This window comes from Antarctobacter jejuensis (assembly GCF_052266595.1).
GTDB lineage: Bacteria > Pseudomonadota > Alphaproteobacteria > Rhodobacterales > Rhodobacteraceae > Antarctobacter > Antarctobacter jejuensis.
In genome coordinates, this window is the sequence record NZ_JBQQXJ010000003.1 from 206,173 (window position 1) to 225,972 (window position 19,800).

The window sequence follows — 19,800 nt, forward strand, 5'->3', positions numbered from 1 at the left end:
GTCTTAGCCTGTCCCGCAAGCGGCAATGCGCTGGGCGAAATCCCGGATCAGCGCGGGATAGAGCGCGGCACCCTGCGGCAGGCTGCTGCCGAGCGCGTCGAGTTCCGCCACCGGAACATCCCCGACGATGGAGGCGACAAGGCGCAGGTCCGTGCCCGGTTCGATAAAGACGCAGGCTGGCGGTTGGGCGGCCAGAGCGTCGCGCAGCGCCGCAAGGCGTGCGGGCCCGGACGGGGTGGCCTCCGCGTCTGACAGGGCACCGGAAACACGCAGGCCAAAGCGCGCCTCGAAGTATTGGAAGGCATCGTGCGCCGCCGCGAAGGGGCCGGTCTTGCCGTCTTTCAGCAGCGCCTCTGCCTCGGCGCTGGCTGCGGAGATTGCCGCCGCGCCTGCCTGTGCGTTTGCGCGGTAAGCTTCTGCATTCTCTGGATCTTTCTCTGACAGAGCCTCTGCTATGGCACTCAGCCAGAGGGTGGCGTTGTCCGGGTCCAGCCAGAGATGCGGGTCGATCCCGTCGGCGTGGTCCTCATGGTGGTCCTCATCGGGCGTGTGGTCGTCATGGTCGTCGTGCTCGTGTTCGAACAGGCCGGTGTCGCGCGTTTGCAGATGGTGCGTGCCGTCGACCTCTTGCAGGGCAAGCTTGCGCGCCTTGGGCGCCAGCATTTCGATCTGATGGTCAAGGCCGGGCGTCAGCGCCGGGCCGACCCAGACCACCAGATCCGCGTTGGACAGTGCCCGCGCCTGGCTGGGGCGCAGGGCCATTTCATGCGGCGAGGCGCCGGGCGGCAGCAGCCCTTCGGGCGATGTCACCTCACCGGTGACCATAGCGACTAGGCTGGACACCGGGCCAATGTCGGTCACGACGCGCGGGGCGTCGGACAGGGCGGCGTGTGGCAGGGCAAGGCAAAGCGAAAGGAAGAGGGGGCGCAGCATCGGGGCCTTCATGTGTTATATTATCACGTTGACCCGTCTTGTACGATTGAATGTTATACCATATCAACCCCTGAATCGTTCGGAGGCACCGCCATGGAGATCAAGGGCTTTGAAAGCCACGACCATCACCACTGCATCGCGACCTCGCTGAGCACGGTCGAAGAGACCTGCTCGGCACAGGGGTTGCAGCTGACGCCCATTCGTCGGCGGGTGCTGGAACTCCTGTTGTCCGAACACCGCGCGATGGGGGCATACGAGGTGCTGGATCATCTGCGCAACGAGGGACGCGGCTCGCAGCCGCCGGTGGCCTATCGGGCGCTGGATTTCCTGGTCGCAAACGGGTTTGCGCATCGGATCGAGCGGCTGAATGCCTTTGTCGCCTGCGCGGCCCCGGGAGAGCGGCATGCCCCCTGTTTCCTGATCTGCCGGTCCTGTTCCGCCGTGGCGGAAACGCCCGGACGCCGCGCCTCGCAGGCGTTGCGCGAATCGGCGGCGGAGCTTGGCTTTGTGGTCGAACGGGTGGCGATCGAGGCCGAGGGGCTGTGCCCGTCCTGTACCGAGCAAGCGGCATGAGCGATGCGCTGATCCAGGCGCGAGGCATGGCGATCCGGCAGGGGGCCAGAGAGGTCCTGCGCGACGTGGATTTTGCCATCCGCCCCGGCGAGATCGTAACGGTGGTGGGCCCCAATGGCTCCGGCAAGTCGACCCTGTTGCGGGGATTGATCGGCGCCATTCGCCCGGCGCGGGGCAAGGTCATCCGGCAGCCCGGATTGCGGCTGGGCTATGTGCCGCAGGGGCTGCGGCTGGATCCGTCGTTGCCGATGACGGTGGCGCGGTTTCTGGACCTGCCCAGAAAATCCAGCGCCGAGGCGCGGCACAGGGCGCTGGAAGAGGCGGGGGCGGCGGACCTGACAGAGCGCCAGTTGGCGGCGCTGTCGGGCGGGCAGTTCCAGCGGGTCCTGCTGGCGCGGGCGCTGCTGGATGATCCGCAGTTGCTGATTTTGGATGAGCCGACCACGGGGCTGGACCAGCCCGCGCAGGCCAGTTTTTACCTCCGCCTGGAAAAGCTGCGGGACGAATTGGGGATCGCGGTTTTGATGGTCAGCCATGAATTGCATGTGGTCATGAGCGCAAGCGACCGGGTCATCTGTCTGAACGGTCATGTCTGTTGCGAAGGCCACCCCGAGGTGGTCGCGCAGGCCGAGGAATACCGCGCGCTGTTCGGCACCGGGACCAAGGGCGCGCTGGCCCTGTACCGGCACGAACACAGCCATCGCCATGATCATGACCACGGGCATGACCATGATCATGACCACACAGCGCCGGAGCACGAACATGCTGGATGATTTCCTTGTGCGCGCCGTTCTGGCGGCGGTCGGGGCGGCACTGGCGGCGGCGCCGCTGGGCGTCTTCGTGGTCTGGCGGCGGATGGCCTATTTCGGGGATGCCACGGCCCATGCGGCGGTTTTGGGGGTGGCCTTGGCGCTGGCCTTTTCCGTGCCGGTCTTTGCCGGGACTCTGGTGGTGGCGCTGGGCGTGGCATTTGGCGTGGCGCGCCTGTCGGGCCGGGGCTATGGCGCGGACATGGTGTTGGGTGTGGCGGCGCATGCGGCGCTGGCGCTTGGCCTTGTGGCGGCCTCTTTCGTGCAGGGGCCACGGCTGGACCTTGAGGCCTATCTGTTCGGCGACATCCTTGCGGTCAGCCACACGGATCTGGCGGTGATCTGGGGCGGCGGCGCGGCGGTGGCGGCGCTGATCGGCTGGCGCTGGAACGCGCTGTTGACGGCGACCGTCTCGCCCGATCTGGCCGTGGCGTCAGGGATCGACCCGGAGCGCGAACGCGTGGTGCTGATGCTGGCGCTGGCGCTGGTGGTCGCCGTGGCCCTGAAGGTGGTCGGTGCGCTGTTGATCGGTGCGCTGCTGATCATTCCGGCAGCGGCGGCGCGGCCCCTGTCCGCAACGCCCGAAGGGATGCTGGTCAGGGCGGCGGGCCTTGGCGTTCTGTCGGCGCTGGGCGGGCTGTGGGCGGCATGGCATCTGGACACACCCGCAGGGCCCAGCATCGTCTGCGCCGCTGCAGCCCTGTTTGCGCTGAGCACGCTGGTTGAACGGCTGTCCGGCGGGCGCCCGGCCTGACCGGACTCCTCCTTTGCCGCTACCCTCTTGTCCCGCGGCACGCTAGGACAGGGGCAGGGCGGCACAGTATTTGGAGCGCGGGCCATTCTTCCGGCAGGCATAGGCAAGAGATTCGATCTGGCGACGGGGCTGCTTTTGGTCTGCGTGACCGTGCTGGTCTGCCTGGAGGAATGGGGCGCGGCGACCTTTCCGGTCCTGTTGCCGGGGGTCGTGATTCTTGTACTGGTCCTGCTGACCCCGCAGGTGCGCCGGTCGCGGCAGGGGTTTGTTCTGGTCGGCCTGATCCTGACCGGCTGCGCCTATGTCTTTTTGCCGGTCTGGCAGGCCGTGGTTCTGCGCGCCTTGGGATCGGCGGCCTTCATCGCGGCGTTTTTCGCGGCCCTGACCACCCTGCGCAACGTGGCCGAATCCTCTCCGGCGATCCGTGCCGCCGGAACCTATCTTGCCGAACAGCCGCCGGGACGGCGCTATGCGGCGCTGACGGTTGGCAGCCACCTGTTTGCGCTCTTGCTGAATTACGGGGCGATTTCCTTGCTGGGCAATCTTGCCACGCAAAGCGCCGGGCGCGAGGCCAACGCCGAGATCCGCCGCCACCGCACAAGGCGGATGCTGCTGGCTATTCAGCGCGGGTTCGTTTCCTCGCTGCCGTGGTCGCCGCTGGGCTTTTCGATGGCGATCACGAATGCGCTGATTCCCGGCGCGCGCTGGGCGGATTCGGTGCAGGCCGGATTTGTCAGCGCGGCGATCCTGTTGCTGACGGGCTGGGCGCTGGACACGATTTTCAAGCCACGGCTGTCTGTGCCCGCGCCACCGCGTGCGCCCGCGACGGGGACGTTGCGTCTGTTGCAGCCGCTGCTTGTGCTGCTGGTGATCCTGAGCGGGACGGTGTCCGTCCTCTACAGCAACACCGGCATCCGGATCGTCGGCATCGTGATGCTGGTCGTGCCGCTGCTGTCGCTGGCCTGGGCGGTGATCCAGCACCGGAGCGGGGTGCTGGCGTATTCGCTGCGCACCCGTCTGGCGCGCTACGTCTCGACCGAACTGCCCGCGAATCGCAATGAAGTCACTCTGCTGATGATGGCGGGTTATATCGGGACGGTTGGCGGCCCGCTGTTGGGGCCTCTGGTTGCCGGTGCGGGGATAGATCTTGCGGCCCTGCCGACATGGGCGGTCCTGTTGTTCCTGGTCTGGCTGGTGCCGGTCCTGGGGCAGTTGGGGATGAACCCGATCCTTGCGGTGACGCTCTGCGCGCCGATCATCCCGGAGGCGGCGGTGCTTGGCGTGACGCCATCGGCGGTGGTGGCGGCCATCGCGGCGGGCTGGGCGATCAGCGGCATCTGTTCTCCGTTCACGGCGACGACGCTGCTGATCGGTTCCTTCGGCAATGTCAGCGCCTTGCACGTCGGATTGCGCTGGAACGGGATGTATGTGGCGGTGCTTGCCGCCCTGCTGTCCGTCTGGGTGCTGATCTACGCCTTTGTCATCGGCTAGGGCGCGAAAGCGCCGCCTGACAAGGTGTTGCATCTGAGAGAGGAGATGGTGGGCGACCTTGGAATCGAACCAAGCGTGCGTCTCCGCGAGGGAGTTACAGTCCCCTGCCACACCTTGCGGCCTGTCGCCCACCGAACACCGGGCCAACCCGGCGTGGGGGGCTGATTACAACTGCCCCAAACCCCCGTCAACAGGAAATTCCCTTGGCAAAGCACGCGTGGCGGTGCAATGGCTGTGGGCCTCAGGCAGAGGGGCTCGGCATGGCGAAGAAACCGAAGTGGGTGATCGAGAAGGAACAGGCGCGCAGGGCCTCGGCGGCGGAAACCGTCTGGCTGTTCGGCCTGCATGCAGTGCGCGACGCGCTGATGAATCCGCGGCGCGAGAAACTGCGGCTGGTGCTGACGCCGAATGCGGCGGACAAGCTGGCCGAGGCGGTCGCCGACTCTGGCATGGAGCCGGAAATTCAGGACCCGCGCCGGTTCAGCGTGCCGATTGATCCCGGGTCGGTGCATCAGGGGGCCGCGCTGGAGGTCAAGCCGCTGGACTGGGGGCGGCTGGAAGATGTGGCGGTGACCTCTGACAGCGACAGGCCACTGCGTCTGGTGCTGCTGGACCGGGTGACCGATCCGCATAACGTGGGGGCGATCCTGCGGTCTGCCGAAGTCTTTGGCGCGCAGGCGGTGGTCGGCACGCGCCACCATGCCGCGCCGGAAACCGGCGCACTGGCCAAGACCGCCAGCGGCGCATTGGAGCGGCAGCCCTATCTGCGCGAGCGTAACCTTGCGGATACCATCGTTGCGCTGCAGAACATCGGATACATCGTGCTGGGTCTGGACGGCGAAGCGGAACAGACCATCGAAGAGGCGCTGGAGGGGCGGCGGGATCAGCCGGTGGCTTTGGTTCTGGGGGCCGAGGGGCCCGGCCTGCGGCCCAAGACGAAAGATACGGTGGACGGGCTGGTGCGGATCGACTTTGCGGGCAACTTCGGCTCGCTCAACGTGTCGAACGCGGCGGCGGTGGCGCTGTACGCGGCGCGCGGCTGAGGCTTGGGCGCGAAGCGCGCTCCTGAGACACCGTGGAAAGCCGTGGAGAGGGGACAGCGTTGTATCGCGGGGCAACTATCCCTAAATCCGCTGCATGAGCCACACAAAGATCGCAACCTGTTGTTACTGCGGCACCCGCGCCGCGCTTGTCCTGCGCGGTGACGTCCGGCACGAACTGACCTGTTCGGCCTGTGGCGCGCCCCTTCACAACATGAAGCACCTGAAGGCCGATGCGGGTGCGACGGGCAAGAAATCGACGCCCAAGAAGCGCAAGGCCGACTGGGCCCCGGACCTGACCCAGGCGACGCGCCATCCGGTGCACCACCCTGTCCGTTCGTCGAAAAAGAAGCGCAAGAAGAGCATCGGATATCGGCTGTTCGACGAGGCGCTGGATCTGCTGGAGGACATCTTTGACTGAGATCCCGCACAGCGTGTCTTGTTGAATGCACAATACGTCGCCCTGCTTGCCTCTGGCCTTTGACGGGTCTGTCAAGTATCCCGCCTGAGACAGGTTGGAGAGAGACCCGATGCCCCATTACGAAAACCCCGGCCAGGTCGAACAGGACTGGTCCGATGCGATCTCCTCGGTCGAGGAAATCATCGAAGATGCCCGCAACGGGCGGATGTTCATTCTGGTTGATCACGAAGACCGCGAAAACGAGGGTGACCTTGTGATTCCCGCGCAATGGGCGACGCCCGACGCGATCAATTTCATGGCGCTGTATGGCCGTGGCCTGATCTGTCTTGCGATGACCTCGGACCGGATCGAGGAATTGGGCCTATCGCTGATGTCGACGAACAATTCGTCGCGGCATGAGACGGCATTCACCACCTCCATCGAGGCCCGCGAGGGGGTGACCACGGGGATTTCGGCGGCGGACCGGGCGCGCACGATTCAGGTTGCAATCGATTCAAGCCGGGGGGCGGCGGATATCGCCACGCCGGGTCACGTCTTCCCGCTGCGTGCGCGCAAGGGCGGGGTGTTGGTGCGTGCGGGCCATACAGAGGCCGCTGTGGACGTGTCGCGGCTGGCGGGGCTGAACGCGGCGGGCGTGATCTGTGAGATCATGAACGAGGACGGGACCATGTCGCGGCTGCCGGAGCTGGTGGCCTTTGCCCAGAAACACGGGCTGAAGATCGGCACCATCAGCGACCTGATCGCCTATCGTCGCCGCCACGACAACCTGGTGAAGGTGCGGACCGAGGAAACCCTGCAGTCGGAATTCGGCGGTGAGTGGAAGATGCGCATCTACACCGACGAAACCCACGGGGATGAGCATATCGTCCTGATGAAAGGCGATATTTCCACACCGGAGCCGGTTCTGGTGCGGATGCATGCGCTGGATCCGATGCTGGATGTCGTGGGCACCGGGCCGCGCGGCCGGGCGCATGAGTTCCAGCACGCGATGGAGGCGGTGGCCGAGGAAGGCCGTGGCGTCGTTGTTCTGCTGCGCGACACCTCGATGAAGCTGAACGTCAGCGAAGGTGTTTCGCCCACCACGCTGCGGCAATACGGGCTGGGGGCACAGATCCTGTCGTCGCTGGGCCTGTCGAAGTTGATCCTGTTGACCAATTCGCCGACGCCAAAGGTGGTGGGGCTGGACGCCTACGGGCTTGAAATTACTGGAACGCGCAAGATCTCGGAGTTGGGCTGATGGCATCGAACGAAACGCATTACGTGCTGGAGCGTCCCACCTTTGACAAACCGGTCAAGGTGCTCATCGTGGTGGCGCCCTACTACAAGGATATTGCGGATCAACTGGTGGCCGGGGCCGAGGCCGAGATCGAGGCCTGTGGGGGCTGGCATGAGACCATCGAGGTGCCCGGTGCGCTGGAAGTGCCGACCGCCATCGGCATCGCCGAACGGCTGTCGAATTTCGATGCCTATGTCGCGCTGGGTTGCGTGATCCGGGGCGAGACCACGCATTACGAAACGGTCTGCAACGACAGTTCGCGTGCGCTGCAACTGCTGGGCCTGCAGGGGCTGTGCATCGGAAACGGCATCCTGACGGTGGAGAACCACGAACAGGCCCGCGTGCGGGCCGAGGCCAAGGGCCAGAACAAGGGGGGCGGCGCGGCCGCAGCGGCCTTGCATCTGCTGGCGCTGGAACGTAAGTGGGGCGGCTCTCGCAAGGGGGTGGGATTCGTCCCCCTGAGCGACGAGATCCAGATCGCAGGCGACAGCAAGGGCCCCACCACCGCATGACCCAGATTTCGGGCAATCAGAAGCGCAAGATGCGCAGCGCTTCGCGGCTATATGCCGTTCAGGCACTGTTTCAGATGGAGCAGTCGGACTCGACCTTGGACAAGGTCAAACAGGAATTCCTCGAATTCCGGTTTGGTGCCGAGATCGAGGAAGGGACGGAGATGATCGACGGTGACGTCAATTTCTTCGTCAAGCTGGTCGAGCAGGCGGTGAACTGGCAGAGCAAGATCGACCAGATGACCGACCGCGCGCTGGTGGCGAAATGGCCGATTGCCCGGATCGACCCGACCCTGCGGGCGCTGTTCCGCGCGGCGGGCGCGGAGCTGGTGGCGATGGAAACACCGCCGCGGGTTGTGATCGTCGAATTCGTCGAGGTGGCGGCCGCCTTTTTCCCGGACGGGAAAGAGACCAAATTCGTCAATGCCGTGCTGGATCACATGGCGCGCGAGGCCAAGCCCGAGGCGTTCTGAGGCCAAGCCGGAGGCGTTCTGAGGCCCGGTCCGGCCAGAGTCGCCGGGCAATCGGACGCACTTGCCACTTGTGGTCGACGCTCTAAATTGTATTCTGATTATGGAATGCGAAGGAGTCGCCCCATGCCCAAGCTCATCCGCCTTTACATCACGCAGGTTCTGACCGGCTTTGGCCTGTCGGCGGTTTTCGTCGGCGCGCTGCTCTGGTTCAACGTGGCGAACCTGTGGCATCTGATTTCGGGCAGCGACGTGGGCCTTGTCGCGGTGGCGATGCTGTGGGTGTTCAACGGCATCGTGTTCGCCGGTGTTCAATTCGGCATCTCGATCATGCGCATGGGCGACGATGATGATACGGGTGGCGGCAAACGCCAGCCAGGCCCCGCCGTGCGGGCAGAGCCGATTGCAGTTGCCGCAGAGGCACGAAAATCGCGGGTGATGCGGGTGTTCAACGGTCACTGAGCCCTGCGGGAAGGCTTCCGGGCGCCCCGACTGAGCCTTGCGGCTCAGCGGCCCACCCTCCATCCACTTCCCGGAGAGGGGGTGGGCATGTGGTATGCGGCGGGAACCACACCAACCGTGTGGGTCGTGCATTCCCGAGGACCTGTATATACAGGTGGGCGCCAGGTAATCAGACCACGGCCTGACCAGAGCCAGCTCCCTCGGATTTGCTTAAGGCCACCGGAATGAACCCGTTTACGAGAAGGGCAGAACCCGCCAGCGCCTGAGTTAAGGCGGCGCGGGGACCATGACAAGGGGAGGGCTGTGTTTTCTTCGGAAAGTCCGGACCGGATCGGGATCAGGAGTCGGGTTTGGTGACAAACCCGAAGCTTGTCACCTCTTCTGGCAGCAGAATGTAAATCTCATCCGGCGGTGTCGCGAGGGCGTGCTGCATGACCAGCGGGTCAATGCCCATCTCGGCGAGGTAGATCATGACCTCGGCCTGACCGCGCTGGATATCCTCGACCGCGATGAAGGCGGGCAAAAGGGTGTTTTCCCCGAAATAGTGCTGATGGACGCCAAGCGAGGCGGAGGCGGCGGCTTCTCGCGTTGATCCGCCCGCAAAGAGGTAGGGGCAAGCGGAATAGCAGAATTCGCCCGACAGCATCCGCGTTCCGATCCCGGAGGCGCGCAGGTGGCGGCCAAGGTCCAGCGCGTCGCGGACGGAGCCGCCTTCGGATTGCAGGATCAGGGTCTCGATCGGCGGATCGGCGCGGTCGATCTGCGGGATCAGGCGCTGGGCGTCCCCGTCGGCGATGGCCCCTTCGAGCCGCCAGACGCCGCCCGCAAAGGTCAGCGTCAGCCGGTCCGGCAGTTGGCCGGGGTCACGTTCGGGCCCAAGGATCGGACGGTCGCGGCCCGGGTTGAACAGGCGGCGCTGATCGCCGGGACGCACCGGTTCCGACAGGCGCGGGGCGTCGGTGCGAAAGCTGGGCAGGGTCATGGCGCCATCGCGGAGGTCGCCAAGGATCAAAAGCGCGCCGATCCCCAGCTGAAAGATCAGCACCGCGGAGAGGGTGCGGGCAACAGAGCGGTTCATGGGCGGGCCTTTGAGGCGTGAGAAGCTGCTGTATCGGTCATTTGGTCAGGCCGATTTGCCCTTGAGCGGTGTCACCTCATCGCTGTCAGGGCGCGGGCTGGCGGCCGCCGCCGGGGCGGTTGGTGTCGCGGGCTGTTGGGCGGCGACGGCTTCGACCTCGCGCAGGGCGGTGACGGCGGCGCGCAGTTCGGCCAGTGTCAGCGTGTCCTCGACGCCGGCGCCCTCGCGGCCCTGACGGATGGCGGCATGGGTGATGGCCAGAATGAACACCAGCACCGCGGGCAGCAGGTCGATGGCGATTGCCCCCGCCCATGAGGGCACGAAGTTGCGCGCATAGAGGATCACAGCGTCGGCGGCAGAGATCGGGGTATAGGTCACGTCGGTGGGTTGTTGCAGCGCCTGCACGTTCTGCGCGGCCTTCTGCAGCGTCGTGGCCCGCTGTGCCAGCACTTCCAGGACGGAAGTGATCGTCGCCGACTGATCGGCGCGGCCCGCGGCGGTGGAGCTGTCCAGTTCAGGCAGGACGACAGAGGCCGCGAGATCCTGCGCCGCGCGTTCGACCAGCGGGGCGACCGAGAGTTGCCGCAGCTGGGTGATGAGGCCCTGCAGGCGCACAGCGGCTTCGGAAAACTCGACCGAGCGGGCCTCGACGCTGCCCGGTTCGACGGTCAGGGCGCGCATCCGGCTGAGAATGGTGTTGCCCTCGGTAAAGGCGGTGTCCACCAGCGGCGTCTGGGCCGCGATCTGGGTTTCCAGCGCCGTCAGTTCGGCGGATTTCTGGCGCAACACGCGGAACACCGCGCCGCGCCCGGCGAGCCCGGAGAGCGAGCCCGCGGCCTCCTGCTCTGACAGATCCTCGAACGACTGGCGCACGCGGGCGACATCCCGTTCCAGCGCCTGCCCGGTCAGGGCGATCTCATGCGCCCGTTCCAGGGCCACCTGATAGTCCTGCACGGTCTTGGCAAGGTGTTGTTCCACCGCCGCCGATCCGGCCAGCGCGGCGGCGTTCAGCCACGAGGACATGGCGACGATGGCAAGGCTGCCCAAACCCATGGCGGCCATCAGTCCGGCGCGGGCGCGGGCCGTGCGCACCGCCGGAAACAAGCGTAGCATGTAGGACCAGAAGACGAAGATGCCGACAGAGACGGCGGTGGAATAGGCGATGGCGGCAAAGACCGACATGGCGCCATCTTCGTCCAGCAGCGAAGAGACCCCGAGATAGGTATAGATGCCGGAGGCGACCGAAAGAACGCCCAGAGCCGTGCCCGAAAAGGTGTCGAGCCACGTCAGGTGCCCCTCCAGTTCGCGGGCGGCGCGGACGCCGCGCGCCTCTGCACGGGTCAGGTGGTGATCGGAACCGGGGGGCTGAGTCATTGGGCGGCCTTAATTGCAAACACCCGTGTGAGCCTAATCTTTTTGCCGGGAGAGGGAAGGCGGGGCGCGGCGGGGTTGCATTTGTTCACGTATTGTTCAACACTTTGGGCATGGAATTGCCTGTCGCAAATGATCTGATGCCCGGCCAGATGCTGGCGCGGGGTGTGTGCCGCCACCTTGCCGGGCACGGCTTTGCCGTGGTCGAGGAATTCGTGCCCGACCGGGGGCTGCGGGTGGATGTGATGGGGCTTGGCCCGAAGGGAGAGATCTGGGTGGTGGAGTGCAAGTCCAGCCGCGCGGATTTCCTGGGGGATGCCAAATGGCAGGGCTATCTGGAATGGTGTGACCGCTATTTCTGGGCCGTGGATCAGGAATTTCCGACTGACCTTCTGCCGGAGGGTACGGGGCTGATCATCGCCGACAGCTATGACGCCGAGATCCTGCGCATGGGGCCCGAGGACAAGCTGGCCGCCGCCCGCCGCAACAAGCTGATCCGCAAGTTCGGCTTTCACGCGGCCCGCCGGTTGCAGGGGCTGCGCGATCCGGGGGCGAATCTGCAAGGCTGGTAAGGGGGGCGAAGATGCTGGAAGGCTACAGGGCAGCATCCGGGAGGCTGGAGCCGGTCTGGACGCTTGAAATCCAGACCCTGCCAAGGGATGTGGATCGTATCCTGGACGCTGTGATGGCGGTCTATCCGCTGTCATATGGTCGTTATCAGCGCAATGCCAGCGTTTCCGCCGTGGGCAAGGAAACCGCGCAGCCAGAGCCGGGATCGACCACGCATACCCATGTCGAGGGCTTCTCGCCGGGCGCGACGGAGACCTATCCGATGGTGGAGCTGAAAATCTCGGTGGTGCGTGATCTGACAGTGCTGGAACGGGTCATGGACGCGGTCATCGCGGTGCATCACTACGAAGAGCCGGTGATTTTCGTGCGCGAGGATTGGGTCAGCCGGGCGGCCTATGATCCGACCCGCGACAATCCGAACCGGTGGTGGAACGACGGGCGCGGCTTGCCCGACAAGATTGCGCTGATCGAGTAGAGGACGCGCGGCGGTTGCCGTGTTAGACCGGGCGCAGGGCGCGCTGCGCGCAATCAACAGGGGGAAGGATCATGGAACTTGGAGCGTTTTCCGTCAGCCTGTCGGTCAAGGATCTGGCCGCGTCTCAGGCGTTTTATGGCAAGCTGGGATTCGAGCCGGTCGGAGGAGCGGCCCCGGAAGGCTGGCTGATCCTGCGCAACGGCAGCTGCACGCTGGGCCTGTTTCAGGGGATGTTCGAGGGCAACATGCTGACGTTCAATCCCGGCTGGACCGCCGGGGGCGACGAGGCGCTGCAGTTTGACGATATCCGGGCCATTCAGGCCCGGCTGCGGGATGCCGGGGTCGACATCGAAAAGGGGACGCCGGAGGACGGTGAGGGGCCGGGGCATATCTCGCTGGTCGATCCGGACGGCAACCGCGTCTTCATCGACCAGCACGTGCCCGCGCCCAAGGTGTAATTCAGCGTTTCTTGCGCGCTTTGGCGGCCGTTGCGGCAGCGCGCAGTTCCTCGGCGATTTCCTCGGCCTCGGCCGGTTCGAAATCCATCGGGATTTCCAGCCCGTCGGCGTAGATGAACAGGCGGACCATGCCCTGATCCGTCGGGCCGATCTGAAGGTTCGCCTCGATCTCGCGTTCGTCGTTGATGCCCATGCTTGGCCCCTTTTTAGATGCCCGGAAAGATCGCCGTGAGGTAGCGGCGAAAGACTTGATTTGCAAGCGGCGGGCGGCTTTGCTGTGGGTATGACGATTGACCTGAAAGACCTTGGGCCCGGAGATGTCGACTGGCTGGTCGAGATGCACGGCTGGCTCTATGCGCGCGACGAAGGCTTTGACGAGAGCTTTCCGGCCCTTGTGCGCGAGATCTTGGAAACCTTCGCCGTTGAACAGGACCCGTCCTGCGAGCGCGCCTTCATCGCATGGGAGGGGGATCAGCGGCTGGGCAGCATCTTTTGCGTCCGTGCGGATGCCGAGACGGCCAAGTTGCGCCTGTTCCTTTTGATGCCCCAGGCGCGCGGCAAGGGGTTGGGAAAGCGGCTGCTGACGGAATGCATGGGGTTCGCCCGCGCCTGCGGCTATCGCCGCATGGTGCTGTGGACCCATGAAAGCCATCGCGCCGCTTGTGCCCTGTATGAAAAGAGCGGGTGGCGCCTGGTCCGCACCGAACCGGCGCACAGCTTTGGTGTCGATGTGGTCGAGCAGGGGTGGGAAATCGATCTGATCGCTGCCTGACCGCGCCTGTCCCGCCCGTTGCCCTGTGCCGGGGTGTGCCCCTTGCCGCCACAGGGGAAGGGCGTAGTAATGACCGCCAAAGGGCGCGGCCCACATGCAGGAGGAGGATCACATGCCGGGATTGTATTTCGAGGAGTTCGAGGTGGGGCAGGTGTTCACCCATGCCATGCGACGCACCGTTACTGAGGCGGACAACACGTGGTTTTCCGTTGCCACTTGCAACCCCGCCGCGCTGCATCTGGATGAGGATTACTGCCAGAAGAACACCGAATTCGGCACCCGGATCGTCAACAGCATTTTCACCCTTGGCCTGCTGATCGGCCTGTCGGTCGGCGATACCACGCTGGGCACCACGGTCGGCAATCTGGGCATGGACGGGGTCAAATTCCCCAAGCCGGTGTTCCACGGCGACACCCTCCGGGCAGAGACAGAGGTGGTTGATATCCGTGCCTCCAAATCGCGGCCGGGGCAGGGGATCGTGACCTTTCATCACCGCGCCTACAATCAAAAAGGCGATCTGGTGGCGGAATGCACCCGTGCAGCCCTGATGATGGGGAGGCCCGCGGCATGAGACTCCCCCTGCGATCCATTCTCTTTGTTCCCGGCGACAGCGAGAAGAAGATGGAAAAGACGGTCGACAGCGCGGCGGATGCGCTGGTTTTCGACCTTGAGGATTCCGTGGCCGACGCGCGCAAGCCGCTGGCGCGGGCCATGGTCACGGCGCATCTGGAGGGCGGCAAGACCCGCAAGGGGATGGAGCTGTGGGTGCGGATCAACCCGCTGAGCGGGCCGCATGCGCTGGACGATCTGGCGGCGGTGGTGCGGGCCGCGCCAAACGGAATCATGCTGCCGAAATGTGAGGGGCCTGAGGACCTGCAGCGCCTCAGCCACTATCTCGATGTGCTGGAAACCCGCGAAGGGGTGGCGCGCGGGTCGATCGAGATCATTGCCGTGGCGACGGAAACAGCGGCGGCGACCTTTGCGCTGGGCCGCTATCGCAAGTCCGATCTGCCGCGTCTTTATGGTCTGACATGGGGGGCAGAGGATCTGAGCGCGGATCTGGGCGCCTCGACCAACAAGGATGCGGATGGGCGGTTGTCGCTGACCTACCGCATGGCGCGCTCCAACATGCTGTTGGGGGCCAAGGCGGCCGGGGTGCAGGCGCTTGAAACCGCCTATCCCGACTTCCGCAATCTAGATGTGCTGAGCGAGACCCTGAATGGCGCGCGGCGTGAGGGGTTCTCTGGCGGGCTGGCGATTCACCCCGCGCAGATCGAGCCGATGAACACCGCCTTCAGCCCCAGCGCCGAGGATATCGCGCTGGCCGAAAAGGTGGTCGCGGCCTTTGCCGCCGATCCGGACGTGGGCACCATCGGCATCGACGGGCGCATGTATGACCGCCCGCATCTGGTGCAGGCGCAAAAGGTGCTTGCCCTGCGCGACGCCTATCTGGCCTGGAGCTGACGGATATGGCACGCGAAAAGGTCATCATCACCTGCGCCGTCACCGGAGCGATCCACACGCCGACCATGTCGGACCACCTGCCGCTGACGGCAGAGGATATCGCCCGGCAGGCCATCGACGCGGCAGAGGCGGGCGCGGCAATCCTGCACCTGCACACCCGCGATCCAGAGGATTTCCGCCCCTCGGTCGCGCCAGAACACTATTCGCCGATCCTCAGCCGGGTGAAACAGGCGACGGGGGCGGTGGTCAACCTGACCACGGGCGGCGCGCCCACGATGCGGATCACGGAACGCCTGCAGGCGGCGGCCCAGTTCAGCCCCGAGATGTGCTCGCTCAACATGGGGTCGATGAACTTCGCCTTTCATCCGCTGGCCGAGCGCTACGAGTCCTTCCGCTACGATTGGGAAAAGCCCTATATCGAAGGGTCGGAATCCAACATCTTCCGCAACACCTTTGCCGATCTGCGCGAGGCGGCAGAGACGATGGCGCCGCATAACGTCAAGTTCGAGCATGAGATCTATGACGTCGGCCACCTCTATAACCTGAAATACTGCATGGACATCGGGCTGTTTAAGGCACAGATCTTTCTGCAGTTCGTGATGGGCATTCTGGGCGGAATCGGCGCGGATGTTGAAAACCTCGTATTCATGAAGCGCACCGCCGACAAGCTGTTCGGCGACCGGTATCGTTGGTCCGTGCTGGGGGCGGGGGCGGCACAGATGTCGCTGGCGGCGGCAGCGGCGCAGATGGGCGGCAATGTGCGAGTCGGCCTTGAGGATTCGCTTTATATTCGGCGCGGCGAACTGGCGGTGTCGAACGCGCAGCAGGTGGAAAAGATTCGCCGCATCGTCGAGGATCTGGGCGGAGAGATCGCCACGCCGGATGAGGCGCGCGAGATGTTGCAGTTGAAGGGCGGGGACCGGGTGAATTTCTGATCCCGGGCGGCCACAGGGGCAAGGATTTGGACGTGAAACTGCGCGTCTTGCTGCTTGCGTCCCGGGTTTCGTGCTGCTAACAAGCCGCACGTCCGGGGCGGACACCAAATTGCCCCGGTAAACGTGCCGCCTTAGCTCAGTAGGTTAGAGCGCTTGATTGTGGATCAAGAGGTCTCCCGTTCGAACCGGGAAGGCGGTACCACTCTCCCTCACAACAGCATGACAGACGAATACCGCAGGATCTGCGCCGCTTGATCGTGCTCTGGTTGCGGGCTCTCAGGTCCGGCCCAGCTCTTCGGTGACCGCTTCAAGCGCGTCCAGCAGATCGGCGATGCGATCCGCGCCCAGACGTTCTTCGATTCCGGCATAGATTCTGGCGCTGTCCTGTGCTGCCGCGTGCAGCAGGGCGGTTCCGGTTGGGGTCAGGCGAACCAGCGCGCGTCGGCGGTCCGCCGAATCCCGGCGCAATTCGATCAGGTCCCGCGCCTCCAGAGCCTTGAGAATGCGAGTCAGAGAAGGGGCCAGCACGCAGGCGGTGCGCGCCAGTTGCGTGGCGTCGATCTCTTCCACCTCCTGCACCACCCGCAAGACGCGCCATTGCTGTTCGGTGATGTCGATCTCCCGCAGCATGGGTCGGAAACGCTCCATCACCGCCTCACGCGCCCGCAACAGGGCGATGGGCAGGGTGCGCTGGGTTGCTGACAGCGGAAAGGCGGCGGGGGCGTCCGGGGATCTGGGCATGGAACTCTCCTGTTGACAGGCAGAGTATTATTTAACATGTTAAATGTCAAAGGGAGGAGCCGAGTTTGCCGCATCTGAGGTTGGAGTATTCGCCCGGGGTCGAGGACATGACCGATCTCGATGCGCTCTGCGGGGCGCTGCACGCGGCCATGGTGAGCACCGGCGTGTTTCCGGCGGCCGGGGTGCGGGTCAAGGCGATCCGTTGTGACTATTGGCGCATGGCGGACCGACACCCGGAAAACCACTTTGTCGGGCTTGAGCTCTCCGTGGGATCGGGGCGTCCCAAGGTGGTGCTGACCAAGGCGGGGGAGGCGATCTTTGACGTGGCCAAATCCTCTTTGGCACCCTTGCTGGAAGGTGGGCATTTCGCTCTGGCGATGGAGATCAGGGAAATTGATCCGGACCTGAACTGGAAGGCCAACCCGATCCATGACCGGATGAAATCCGGGGCGTAAGGGGCAGAGATGAACAAGCTGGATGAAAACCTGTCGCGCGTGGAGGCCTACCTGGCCCGCTTTCGGCGTGAGGGCGTGTTGCACCACATCGGCGGCGAACAGCGGTTGGCGGCCTCCGGCGCAACGGTCGAAACGCTGTCCCCCGTGGATGGCAGCACGCTGGCGCAGGTCGCGCGGGGCGGGGACGAGGACGTGGATGCGGCGGTACGCGCGGCCCAATCCGCCTTTGCCGACTGGCGCGACATGCCGGGCAAGGACCGCCGGGCGATCCTGCACCGGGTGGCGGACGGCATCGTGGCCCGGGCTGAGGAAATCGCGCTGGTCGAGAGCATGGATACCGGACAGGCCATCCGCTTCATGTCCAAGGCGGCAATCCGCGGGGCGGAGAATTTCCGCTTTTTCGCGGACAAGGCACCAGAGGCGCGCGACGGCCAGACCCTGCATGCGCCGGGTCAGATCAACATGACCTCGCGCCGGCCCATTGGCCCGGTGGGCGTGATCACGCCGTGGAACACGCCTTTCATGCTGTCGACGTGGAAGATTGCCCCGGCGCTCGCCGCGGGCTGCACCGTGGTGCAGAAACCGGCGGAGTTTTCGCCCATGACGGCGAAATTGCTGGTCGAGATTGCCGAGGAAGCGGGGCTGCCACCCGGTGTCCTGAACGTGGTCAACGGGCTGGGCGAGGAAGCGGGCAAGGCACTGACCGAACATCCCGGCATAAAGGCGGTTGCCTTCGTGGGTGAGGGGCGGACCGGCTCGATGATCATGCGGCAGGGGGCGGAGACCCTGAAACGCGTGCATTTCGAACTGGGCGGCAAGAACCCGGTGATCGTCTTTGACGATGCGGATCTGGACCGGGCGCTGGATGCGGCGGTTTTCATGATCTACTCGCTGAACGGAGAGCGTTGTACCTCGTCCTCGCGCCTGTTGGTGCAGGACACGATCTATGAGGATTTCTGCGCCAAAGTCGCCGAGCGGGCGGCACGGATCAGGGTGGGCCATCCGCTGGACCCGGAAACCGTGGTCGGCCCGCTGATCCACCCAGTGCATGAAAAGAAGGTGCTGTCCTACTTCGACAAGGCGCGGGCCGAGGGCGCGGACATCGCCTGCGGTGGCGTAAAGGTGGGGGATGCGGGCTGTTACGTGGCGCCGACGCTGTTCACCAACGCGACGAACGAGATGGCCATTGCCCGGGAAGAGATCTTTGGCCCCGTCCTGACCGCCATCCCCTTTGCCGACGAAGGGGAGGCGATGCGGATCGCCAATGACACGGAGTACGGGTTGACCGCCTATCTCTGGACCAACGACCTGACCCGCGCCCTGCGGATGACCGAAAGGCTGGAGGCCGGGATGATGTGGGTGAATTCAGAGAATGTGCGGCATTTGCCGACGCCCTTTGGCGGGGTCAAGGCCAGTGGCATCGGGCGCGACGGCGGCGACTGGTCCTTTGATTTCTACATGGAGACGGTGAACGTCAGCTTTGCCACCGGCGCGCACAAGATCCCGAAACTGGGTGGCTGAGAGGGCCCTGCAGGCGTTTCGGAAAAGTGACCAAGAAGAATGAGCCGCGCGAAATCGTGGGGGAGGGGAACATGGGAAAACAGGTTTTGTGCCCAGCAACCTGTGCGACAGGGCTGATCGGGCTGCCACTACTCTTCCGCAGGCGGGGCAATGACATCCCTAAACCGGAGGGCGCGTGATGCCGATCCCTGAGCCGACCCTCTATCCGCCCTTCGACATCGTGCGGCTGAGCCATGTGGAATACGGCGTGACCGATCTGGCCGCCAGCCGGGCCTTCTATGTCGACACTTTGGGCCTGCAGGTGACGGAAGAGACCGCAGACACCCTGTGCCTGCGCGCGATGGAGGAGCGCGGGCATCATTGCATGGTGCTGCGCCGGGCCGATGCGGCATCGGTGCGGTATCTGTCCTACAAGGTCTATTCCGAGGCGGATCTGGACCGGGCGCATGACTGGTTTGCCGCGCAGGGACATGCGGTCGACTGGGTCGAACGCAGCCATCAGGGACGGACGCTGCGGACGCATGACTGTTTCGGCGCGCCGATGGAGTTCTATTTCCGCATGGACCGCTTGCCGCCGATCCATCAGGAATATCGCCTGTACCACGGCGTCAAGCCGCTGAGGATCGACCACTTCAACTGTTTCGTACCGGATGTGGACAAGGCCGTGGCCTTTTACGGGCAGCTTGGCTTTCGAGTGACGGAATATACCGAGGACGATGTGAGCAAGCGGCTCTGGGCGGCCTGGATGCATCGCAAGGGCGGCGTGCATGACGTGGCCTTCACCAATGGCACGGGGCCGCGCCTGCACCATACGGCGTTCTGGGTGCCGACGCCGCTCAACATCATCGACCTGCTGGACCTGATGTCGACCACCGGCTACCTCGCGAATATCGAGCGGGGGCCCGGGCGGCACGGGATTTCCAACGCCTTCTTCCTCTATATACGTGACCCGGACGGGCACCGGATCGAGATCTACTGTTCGGACTACCAGACCGTGGATCCGGATCTGGAACCGATCAAATGGGACCTGAAGGACCCGCAGCGCCAGACGCTGTGGGGGGCGCCCGCGCCGCGGTCCTGGTTCGAGGAAGGCTCCGTCTTCGACGGGGTCGAACCGGTTGCGGCGGTGTTGAATGCAACGCCGATCGTGGCGCCTTGAGGTTGCCGGGCGGTCGCGCCTGTGGCGCGGCAGGGGGCTCTGCCCCCGGCTCTGCGAGCCTCC

Annotated in this window: 25 protein-coding genes, 2 tRNA genes and 1 other RNA gene; 21 read left to right on the forward strand and 7 right to left on the reverse strand. The window is 64.9% G+C overall.

Going from position 1 to position 19,800, the window contains the following annotated elements:
• Positions 1 to 3: 3 nt before the first annotated feature.
• Positions 4 to 933, reverse strand: a complete 930-nt coding sequence (locus ACTXGA_RS05990; RefSeq protein ID WP_443392229.1) for a zinc ABC transporter substrate-binding protein — start codon at positions 931 to 933, stop codon at positions 4 to 6.
• Between the two features lie 93 nt (positions 934 to 1,026).
• Here ACTXGA_RS05990 and ACTXGA_RS05995 point away from each other — a divergent pair, with 93 nt between their 5' ends.
• The 4 genes from ACTXGA_RS05995 (at position 1,027) to ACTXGA_RS06010 (ending at position 4,560) form a co-directional block, all read left to right on the forward strand.
• Positions 1,027 to 1,506: a Fur family transcriptional regulator gene (locus tag ACTXGA_RS05995; RefSeq protein ID WP_443392230.1), complete on the forward strand. Its 480-nt coding sequence runs from the start codon at positions 1,027 to 1,029 to the stop codon at positions 1,504 to 1,506.
• The gene (locus tag ACTXGA_RS06000; protein ID WP_443392231.1) at positions 1,503 to 2,279 is read left to right on the forward strand and encodes a metal ABC transporter ATP-binding protein; all 777 of its coding nucleotides are present in this window, start codon (positions 1,503 to 1,505) and stop codon (positions 2,277 to 2,279) included. Before ACTXGA_RS05995 ends, ACTXGA_RS06000 begins: the two co-directional genes overlap by 4 nt.
• On the forward strand, positions 2,269 to 3,069 hold the full coding sequence (locus tag ACTXGA_RS06005) for a metal ABC transporter permease (protein WP_443392411.1): 801 nt from the start codon (positions 2,269 to 2,271) through the stop codon (positions 3,067 to 3,069). Before ACTXGA_RS06000 ends, ACTXGA_RS06005 begins: the two co-directional genes overlap by 11 nt.
• 144 nt (positions 3,070 to 3,213) lie before the next feature.
• Positions 3,214 to 4,560, forward strand: a complete 1,347-nt coding sequence (locus tag ACTXGA_RS06010; RefSeq protein ID WP_443392232.1) for a hypothetical protein — start codon at positions 3,214 to 3,216, stop codon at positions 4,558 to 4,560.
• A gap of 46 nt (positions 4,561 to 4,606) precedes the next feature.
• Here the strand turns inward: ACTXGA_RS06010 and ACTXGA_RS06015 are convergent.
• Positions 4,607 to 4,690, reverse strand: a tRNA-Tyr gene (locus tag ACTXGA_RS06015).
• A gap of 130 nt (positions 4,691 to 4,820) precedes the next feature.
• Here ACTXGA_RS06015 and rlmB point away from each other — a divergent pair.
• From rlmB to ACTXGA_RS06045, 6 genes are all read left to right on the forward strand, one after another.
• Entirely contained in the window at positions 4,821 to 5,603 is a 783-nt protein-coding gene (gene rlmB, locus ACTXGA_RS06020) for a 23S rRNA (guanosine(2251)-2'-O)-methyltransferase RlmB (protein WP_443392233.1), read from the forward strand.
• Between the two features lie 94 nt (positions 5,604 to 5,697).
• The gene (locus tag ACTXGA_RS06025; protein WP_443392234.1) at positions 5,698 to 6,021 is read left to right on the forward strand and encodes a hypothetical protein; all 324 of its coding nucleotides are present in this window, start codon (positions 5,698 to 5,700) and stop codon (positions 6,019 to 6,021) included.
• Positions 6,022 to 6,130: 109 nt separating this feature from the next.
• Complete coding sequence (ribB, locus tag ACTXGA_RS06030) at positions 6,131 to 7,258, forward strand: 3,4-dihydroxy-2-butanone-4-phosphate synthase (RefSeq protein ID WP_443392235.1); 1,128 nt, start codon at positions 6,131 to 6,133, stop codon at positions 7,256 to 7,258.
• Entirely contained in the window at positions 7,258 to 7,809 is a 552-nt protein-coding gene (locus ACTXGA_RS06035; RefSeq protein WP_443392236.1) for a 6,7-dimethyl-8-ribityllumazine synthase, read from the forward strand. The genes ribB and ACTXGA_RS06035 overlap by 1 nt, the downstream gene beginning before the upstream one ends.
• A complete protein-coding gene (nusB, locus tag ACTXGA_RS06040) occupies positions 7,806 to 8,279 on the forward strand; it encodes a transcription antitermination factor NusB (protein WP_443392237.1) in 474 nt (157 codons plus the stop codon). Before ACTXGA_RS06035 ends, nusB begins: the two co-directional genes overlap by 4 nt.
• A 123-nt stretch (positions 8,280 to 8,402) precedes the next feature.
• Positions 8,403 to 8,738, forward strand: coding sequence for a hypothetical protein (locus ACTXGA_RS06045; RefSeq protein WP_443392238.1), 336 nt, complete (start codon positions 8,403 to 8,405; stop codon positions 8,736 to 8,738).
• A gap of 99 nt (positions 8,739 to 8,837) precedes the next feature.
• Here the strand turns inward: ACTXGA_RS06045 and ssrS are convergent.
• The 3 genes from ssrS to ACTXGA_RS06060 all read right to left on the reverse strand — a co-directional run bounded on the left by ssrS (position 8,838) and on the right by ACTXGA_RS06060 (position 11,190).
• Positions 8,838 to 8,993: non-coding RNA, 6S RNA (gene ssrS / locus ACTXGA_RS06050), on the reverse strand.
• An 82-nt stretch (positions 8,994 to 9,075) separates the two neighbouring features.
• Entirely contained in the window at positions 9,076 to 9,816 is a 741-nt protein-coding gene (locus ACTXGA_RS06055; RefSeq protein WP_443392239.1) for a COG3904 family protein, read from the reverse strand.
• Between the two features lie 45 nt (positions 9,817 to 9,861).
• A complete protein-coding gene (locus tag ACTXGA_RS06060; RefSeq protein ID WP_443392240.1) occupies positions 9,862 to 11,190 on the reverse strand; it encodes a hypothetical protein in 1,329 nt (442 codons plus the stop codon).
• Positions 11,191 to 11,300: 110 nt separating this feature from the next.
• Here ACTXGA_RS06060 and ACTXGA_RS06065 point away from each other — a divergent pair, with 110 nt between their 5' ends.
• The 3 genes from ACTXGA_RS06065 (at position 11,301) to ACTXGA_RS06075 (ending at position 12,690) form a co-directional block, all read left to right on the forward strand.
• Positions 11,301 to 11,759 (forward strand): MmcB family DNA repair protein, encoded by a 459-nt coding sequence (locus ACTXGA_RS06065; RefSeq protein ID WP_443392241.1) that lies wholly within the window; start codon positions 11,301 to 11,303, stop codon positions 11,757 to 11,759.
• Between the two features lie 11 nt (positions 11,760 to 11,770).
• Entirely contained in the window at positions 11,771 to 12,232 is a 462-nt protein-coding gene (locus ACTXGA_RS06070) for a hypothetical protein (RefSeq protein WP_443392242.1), read from the forward strand.
• Positions 12,233 to 12,303: 71 nt separating this feature from the next.
• Positions 12,304 to 12,690, forward strand: coding sequence for a VOC family protein (locus tag ACTXGA_RS06075; protein WP_443392243.1), 387 nt, complete (start codon positions 12,304 to 12,306; stop codon positions 12,688 to 12,690).
• A 1-nt stretch (position 12,691) separates the two neighbouring features.
• Here ACTXGA_RS06075 and ACTXGA_RS06080 read toward each other — a convergent pair whose 3' ends face one another.
• Positions 12,692 to 12,883 carry a DUF6324 family protein gene (locus ACTXGA_RS06080; protein WP_443392244.1) on the reverse strand — a complete coding sequence of 64 codons (192 nt, stop codon included), beginning with the start codon at positions 12,881 to 12,883 and terminating at the stop codon, positions 12,692 to 12,694.
• A 90-nt stretch (positions 12,884 to 12,973) separates the two neighbouring features.
• Here ACTXGA_RS06080 and ACTXGA_RS06085 point away from each other — a divergent pair, with 90 nt between their 5' ends.
• From ACTXGA_RS06085 to ACTXGA_RS06105, 5 genes are all read left to right on the forward strand, one after another.
• Positions 12,974 to 13,462 carry a GNAT family N-acetyltransferase gene (locus tag ACTXGA_RS06085; RefSeq protein ID WP_443392412.1) on the forward strand — a complete coding sequence of 163 codons (489 nt, stop codon included), beginning with the start codon at positions 12,974 to 12,976 and terminating at the stop codon, positions 13,460 to 13,462.
• Between the two features lie 112 nt (positions 13,463 to 13,574).
• Positions 13,575 to 14,033 carry a MaoC family dehydratase gene (locus ACTXGA_RS06090; RefSeq protein WP_443392245.1) on the forward strand — a complete coding sequence of 153 codons (459 nt, stop codon included), beginning with the start codon at positions 13,575 to 13,577 and terminating at the stop codon, positions 14,031 to 14,033.
• Positions 14,030 to 14,926, forward strand: coding sequence for an HpcH/HpaI aldolase/citrate lyase family protein (locus ACTXGA_RS06095; RefSeq protein ID WP_443392246.1), 897 nt, complete (start codon positions 14,030 to 14,032; stop codon positions 14,924 to 14,926). The genes ACTXGA_RS06090 and ACTXGA_RS06095 overlap by 4 nt, the downstream gene beginning before the upstream one ends.
• Positions 14,927 to 14,931: 5 nt before the next feature.
• A complete protein-coding gene (gene kce, locus ACTXGA_RS06100) occupies positions 14,932 to 15,861 on the forward strand; it encodes a 3,5-dioxohexanoate:acetyl-CoA acetone transferase (RefSeq protein ID WP_443392247.1) in 930 nt (309 codons plus the stop codon).
• Between the two features lie 125 nt (positions 15,862 to 15,986).
• Positions 15,987 to 16,063, forward strand: a tRNA-His gene (locus ACTXGA_RS06105).
• Positions 16,064 to 16,137: 74 nt separating this feature from the next.
• Here ACTXGA_RS06105 and hpaR read toward each other — a convergent pair.
• The gene (gene hpaR, locus ACTXGA_RS06110; protein WP_443392248.1) at positions 16,138 to 16,602 is read right to left on the reverse strand and encodes a homoprotocatechuate degradation operon regulator HpaR; all 465 of its coding nucleotides are present in this window, start codon (positions 16,600 to 16,602) and stop codon (positions 16,138 to 16,140) included.
• Between the two features lie 65 nt (positions 16,603 to 16,667).
• Between hpaR and ACTXGA_RS06115 the strand changes: the two genes are divergently transcribed.
• From ACTXGA_RS06115 to hpaD, 3 genes are all read left to right on the forward strand, one after another.
• Positions 16,668 to 17,057, forward strand: coding sequence for a 5-carboxymethyl-2-hydroxymuconate Delta-isomerase (locus ACTXGA_RS06115; RefSeq protein WP_443392249.1), 390 nt, complete (start codon positions 16,668 to 16,670; stop codon positions 17,055 to 17,057).
• 9 nt (positions 17,058 to 17,066) lie between these two features.
• The gene (hpaE, locus tag ACTXGA_RS06120) at positions 17,067 to 18,578 is read left to right on the forward strand and encodes a 5-carboxymethyl-2-hydroxymuconate semialdehyde dehydrogenase (protein ID WP_443392250.1); all 1,512 of its coding nucleotides are present in this window, start codon (positions 17,067 to 17,069) and stop codon (positions 18,576 to 18,578) included.
• 178 nt (positions 18,579 to 18,756) lie between these two features.
• Positions 18,757 to 19,737 (forward strand): 3,4-dihydroxyphenylacetate 2,3-dioxygenase, encoded by a 981-nt coding sequence (gene hpaD / locus ACTXGA_RS06125; RefSeq protein WP_443392251.1) that lies wholly within the window; start codon positions 18,757 to 18,759, stop codon positions 19,735 to 19,737.
• Positions 19,738 to 19,800: the final 63 nt, after the last annotated feature.

Bases quoted from the DNA above. Each gene is read 5' to 3' on its own strand.
- ACTXGA_RS06080 (WP_443392244.1), bottom strand. From the start codon at position 12,883: ATGGGCATCAACGACGAACGCGAGATCGAGGCGAACCTTCAGATCGGC.
- ACTXGA_RS06000 (WP_443392231.1), top strand. From the start codon at position 1,503: ATGAGCGATGCGCTGATCCAGGCGCGAGGCATGGCGATCCGGCAGGGG.
- ACTXGA_RS06075 (WP_443392243.1), top strand. From the start codon at position 12,304: ATGGAACTTGGAGCGTTTTCCGTCAGCCTGTCGGTCAAGGATCTGGCC.
- hpaE (WP_443392250.1), top strand. From the start codon at position 17,067: ATGAACAAGCTGGATGAAAACCTGTCGCGCGTGGAGGCCTACCTGGCC.
- ACTXGA_RS06035 (WP_443392236.1), top strand. From the start codon at position 7,258: ATGGCATCGAACGAAACGCATTACGTGCTGGAGCGTCCCACCTTTGAC.
- kce (WP_443392247.1), top strand. From the start codon at position 14,932: ATGGCACGCGAAAAGGTCATCATCACCTGCGCCGTCACCGGAGCGATC.
- nusB (WP_443392237.1), top strand. From the start codon at position 7,806: ATGACCCAGATTTCGGGCAATCAGAAGCGCAAGATGCGCAGCGCTTCG.
- ACTXGA_RS05995 (WP_443392230.1), top strand. From the start codon at position 1,027: ATGGAGATCAAGGGCTTTGAAAGCCACGACCATCACCACTGCATCGCG.
- hpaD (WP_443392251.1), top strand. From the start codon at position 18,757: ATGCCGATCCCTGAGCCGACCCTCTATCCGCCCTTCGACATCGTGCGG.
- rlmB (WP_443392233.1), top strand. From the start codon at position 4,821: ATGGCGAAGAAACCGAAGTGGGTGATCGAGAAGGAACAGGCGCGCAGG.
- ACTXGA_RS06055 (WP_443392239.1), bottom strand. From the start codon at position 9,816: ATGAACCGCTCTGTTGCCCGCACCCTCTCCGCGGTGCTGATCTTTCAG.
- hpaR (WP_443392248.1), bottom strand. From the start codon at position 16,602: ATGCCCAGATCCCCGGACGCCCCCGCCGCCTTTCCGCTGTCAGCAACC.
- ACTXGA_RS06085 (WP_443392412.1), top strand. From the start codon at position 12,974: ATGACGATTGACCTGAAAGACCTTGGGCCCGGAGATGTCGACTGGCTG.
- ACTXGA_RS06060 (WP_443392240.1), bottom strand. From the start codon at position 11,190: ATGACTCAGCCCCCCGGTTCCGATCACCACCTGACCCGTGCAGAGGCG.
- ACTXGA_RS06005 (WP_443392411.1), top strand. From the start codon at position 2,269: ATGCTGGATGATTTCCTTGTGCGCGCCGTTCTGGCGGCGGTCGGGGCG.
- ACTXGA_RS06095 (WP_443392246.1), top strand. From the start codon at position 14,030: ATGAGACTCCCCCTGCGATCCATTCTCTTTGTTCCCGGCGACAGCGAG.
- ACTXGA_RS05990 (WP_443392229.1), bottom strand. From the start codon at position 933: ATGCTGCGCCCCCTCTTCCTTTCGCTTTGCCTTGCCCTGCCACACGCC.
- ribB (WP_443392235.1), top strand. From the start codon at position 6,131: ATGCCCCATTACGAAAACCCCGGCCAGGTCGAACAGGACTGGTCCGAT.
- ACTXGA_RS06090 (WP_443392245.1), top strand. From the start codon at position 13,575: ATGCCGGGATTGTATTTCGAGGAGTTCGAGGTGGGGCAGGTGTTCACC.
- ACTXGA_RS06070 (WP_443392242.1), top strand. From the start codon at position 11,771: ATGCTGGAAGGCTACAGGGCAGCATCCGGGAGGCTGGAGCCGGTCTGG.
- ACTXGA_RS06025 (WP_443392234.1), top strand. From the start codon at position 5,698: ATGAGCCACACAAAGATCGCAACCTGTTGTTACTGCGGCACCCGCGCC.
- ACTXGA_RS06045 (WP_443392238.1), top strand. From the start codon at position 8,403: ATGCCCAAGCTCATCCGCCTTTACATCACGCAGGTTCTGACCGGCTTT.
- ACTXGA_RS06065 (WP_443392241.1), top strand. From the start codon at position 11,301: ATGGAATTGCCTGTCGCAAATGATCTGATGCCCGGCCAGATGCTGGCG.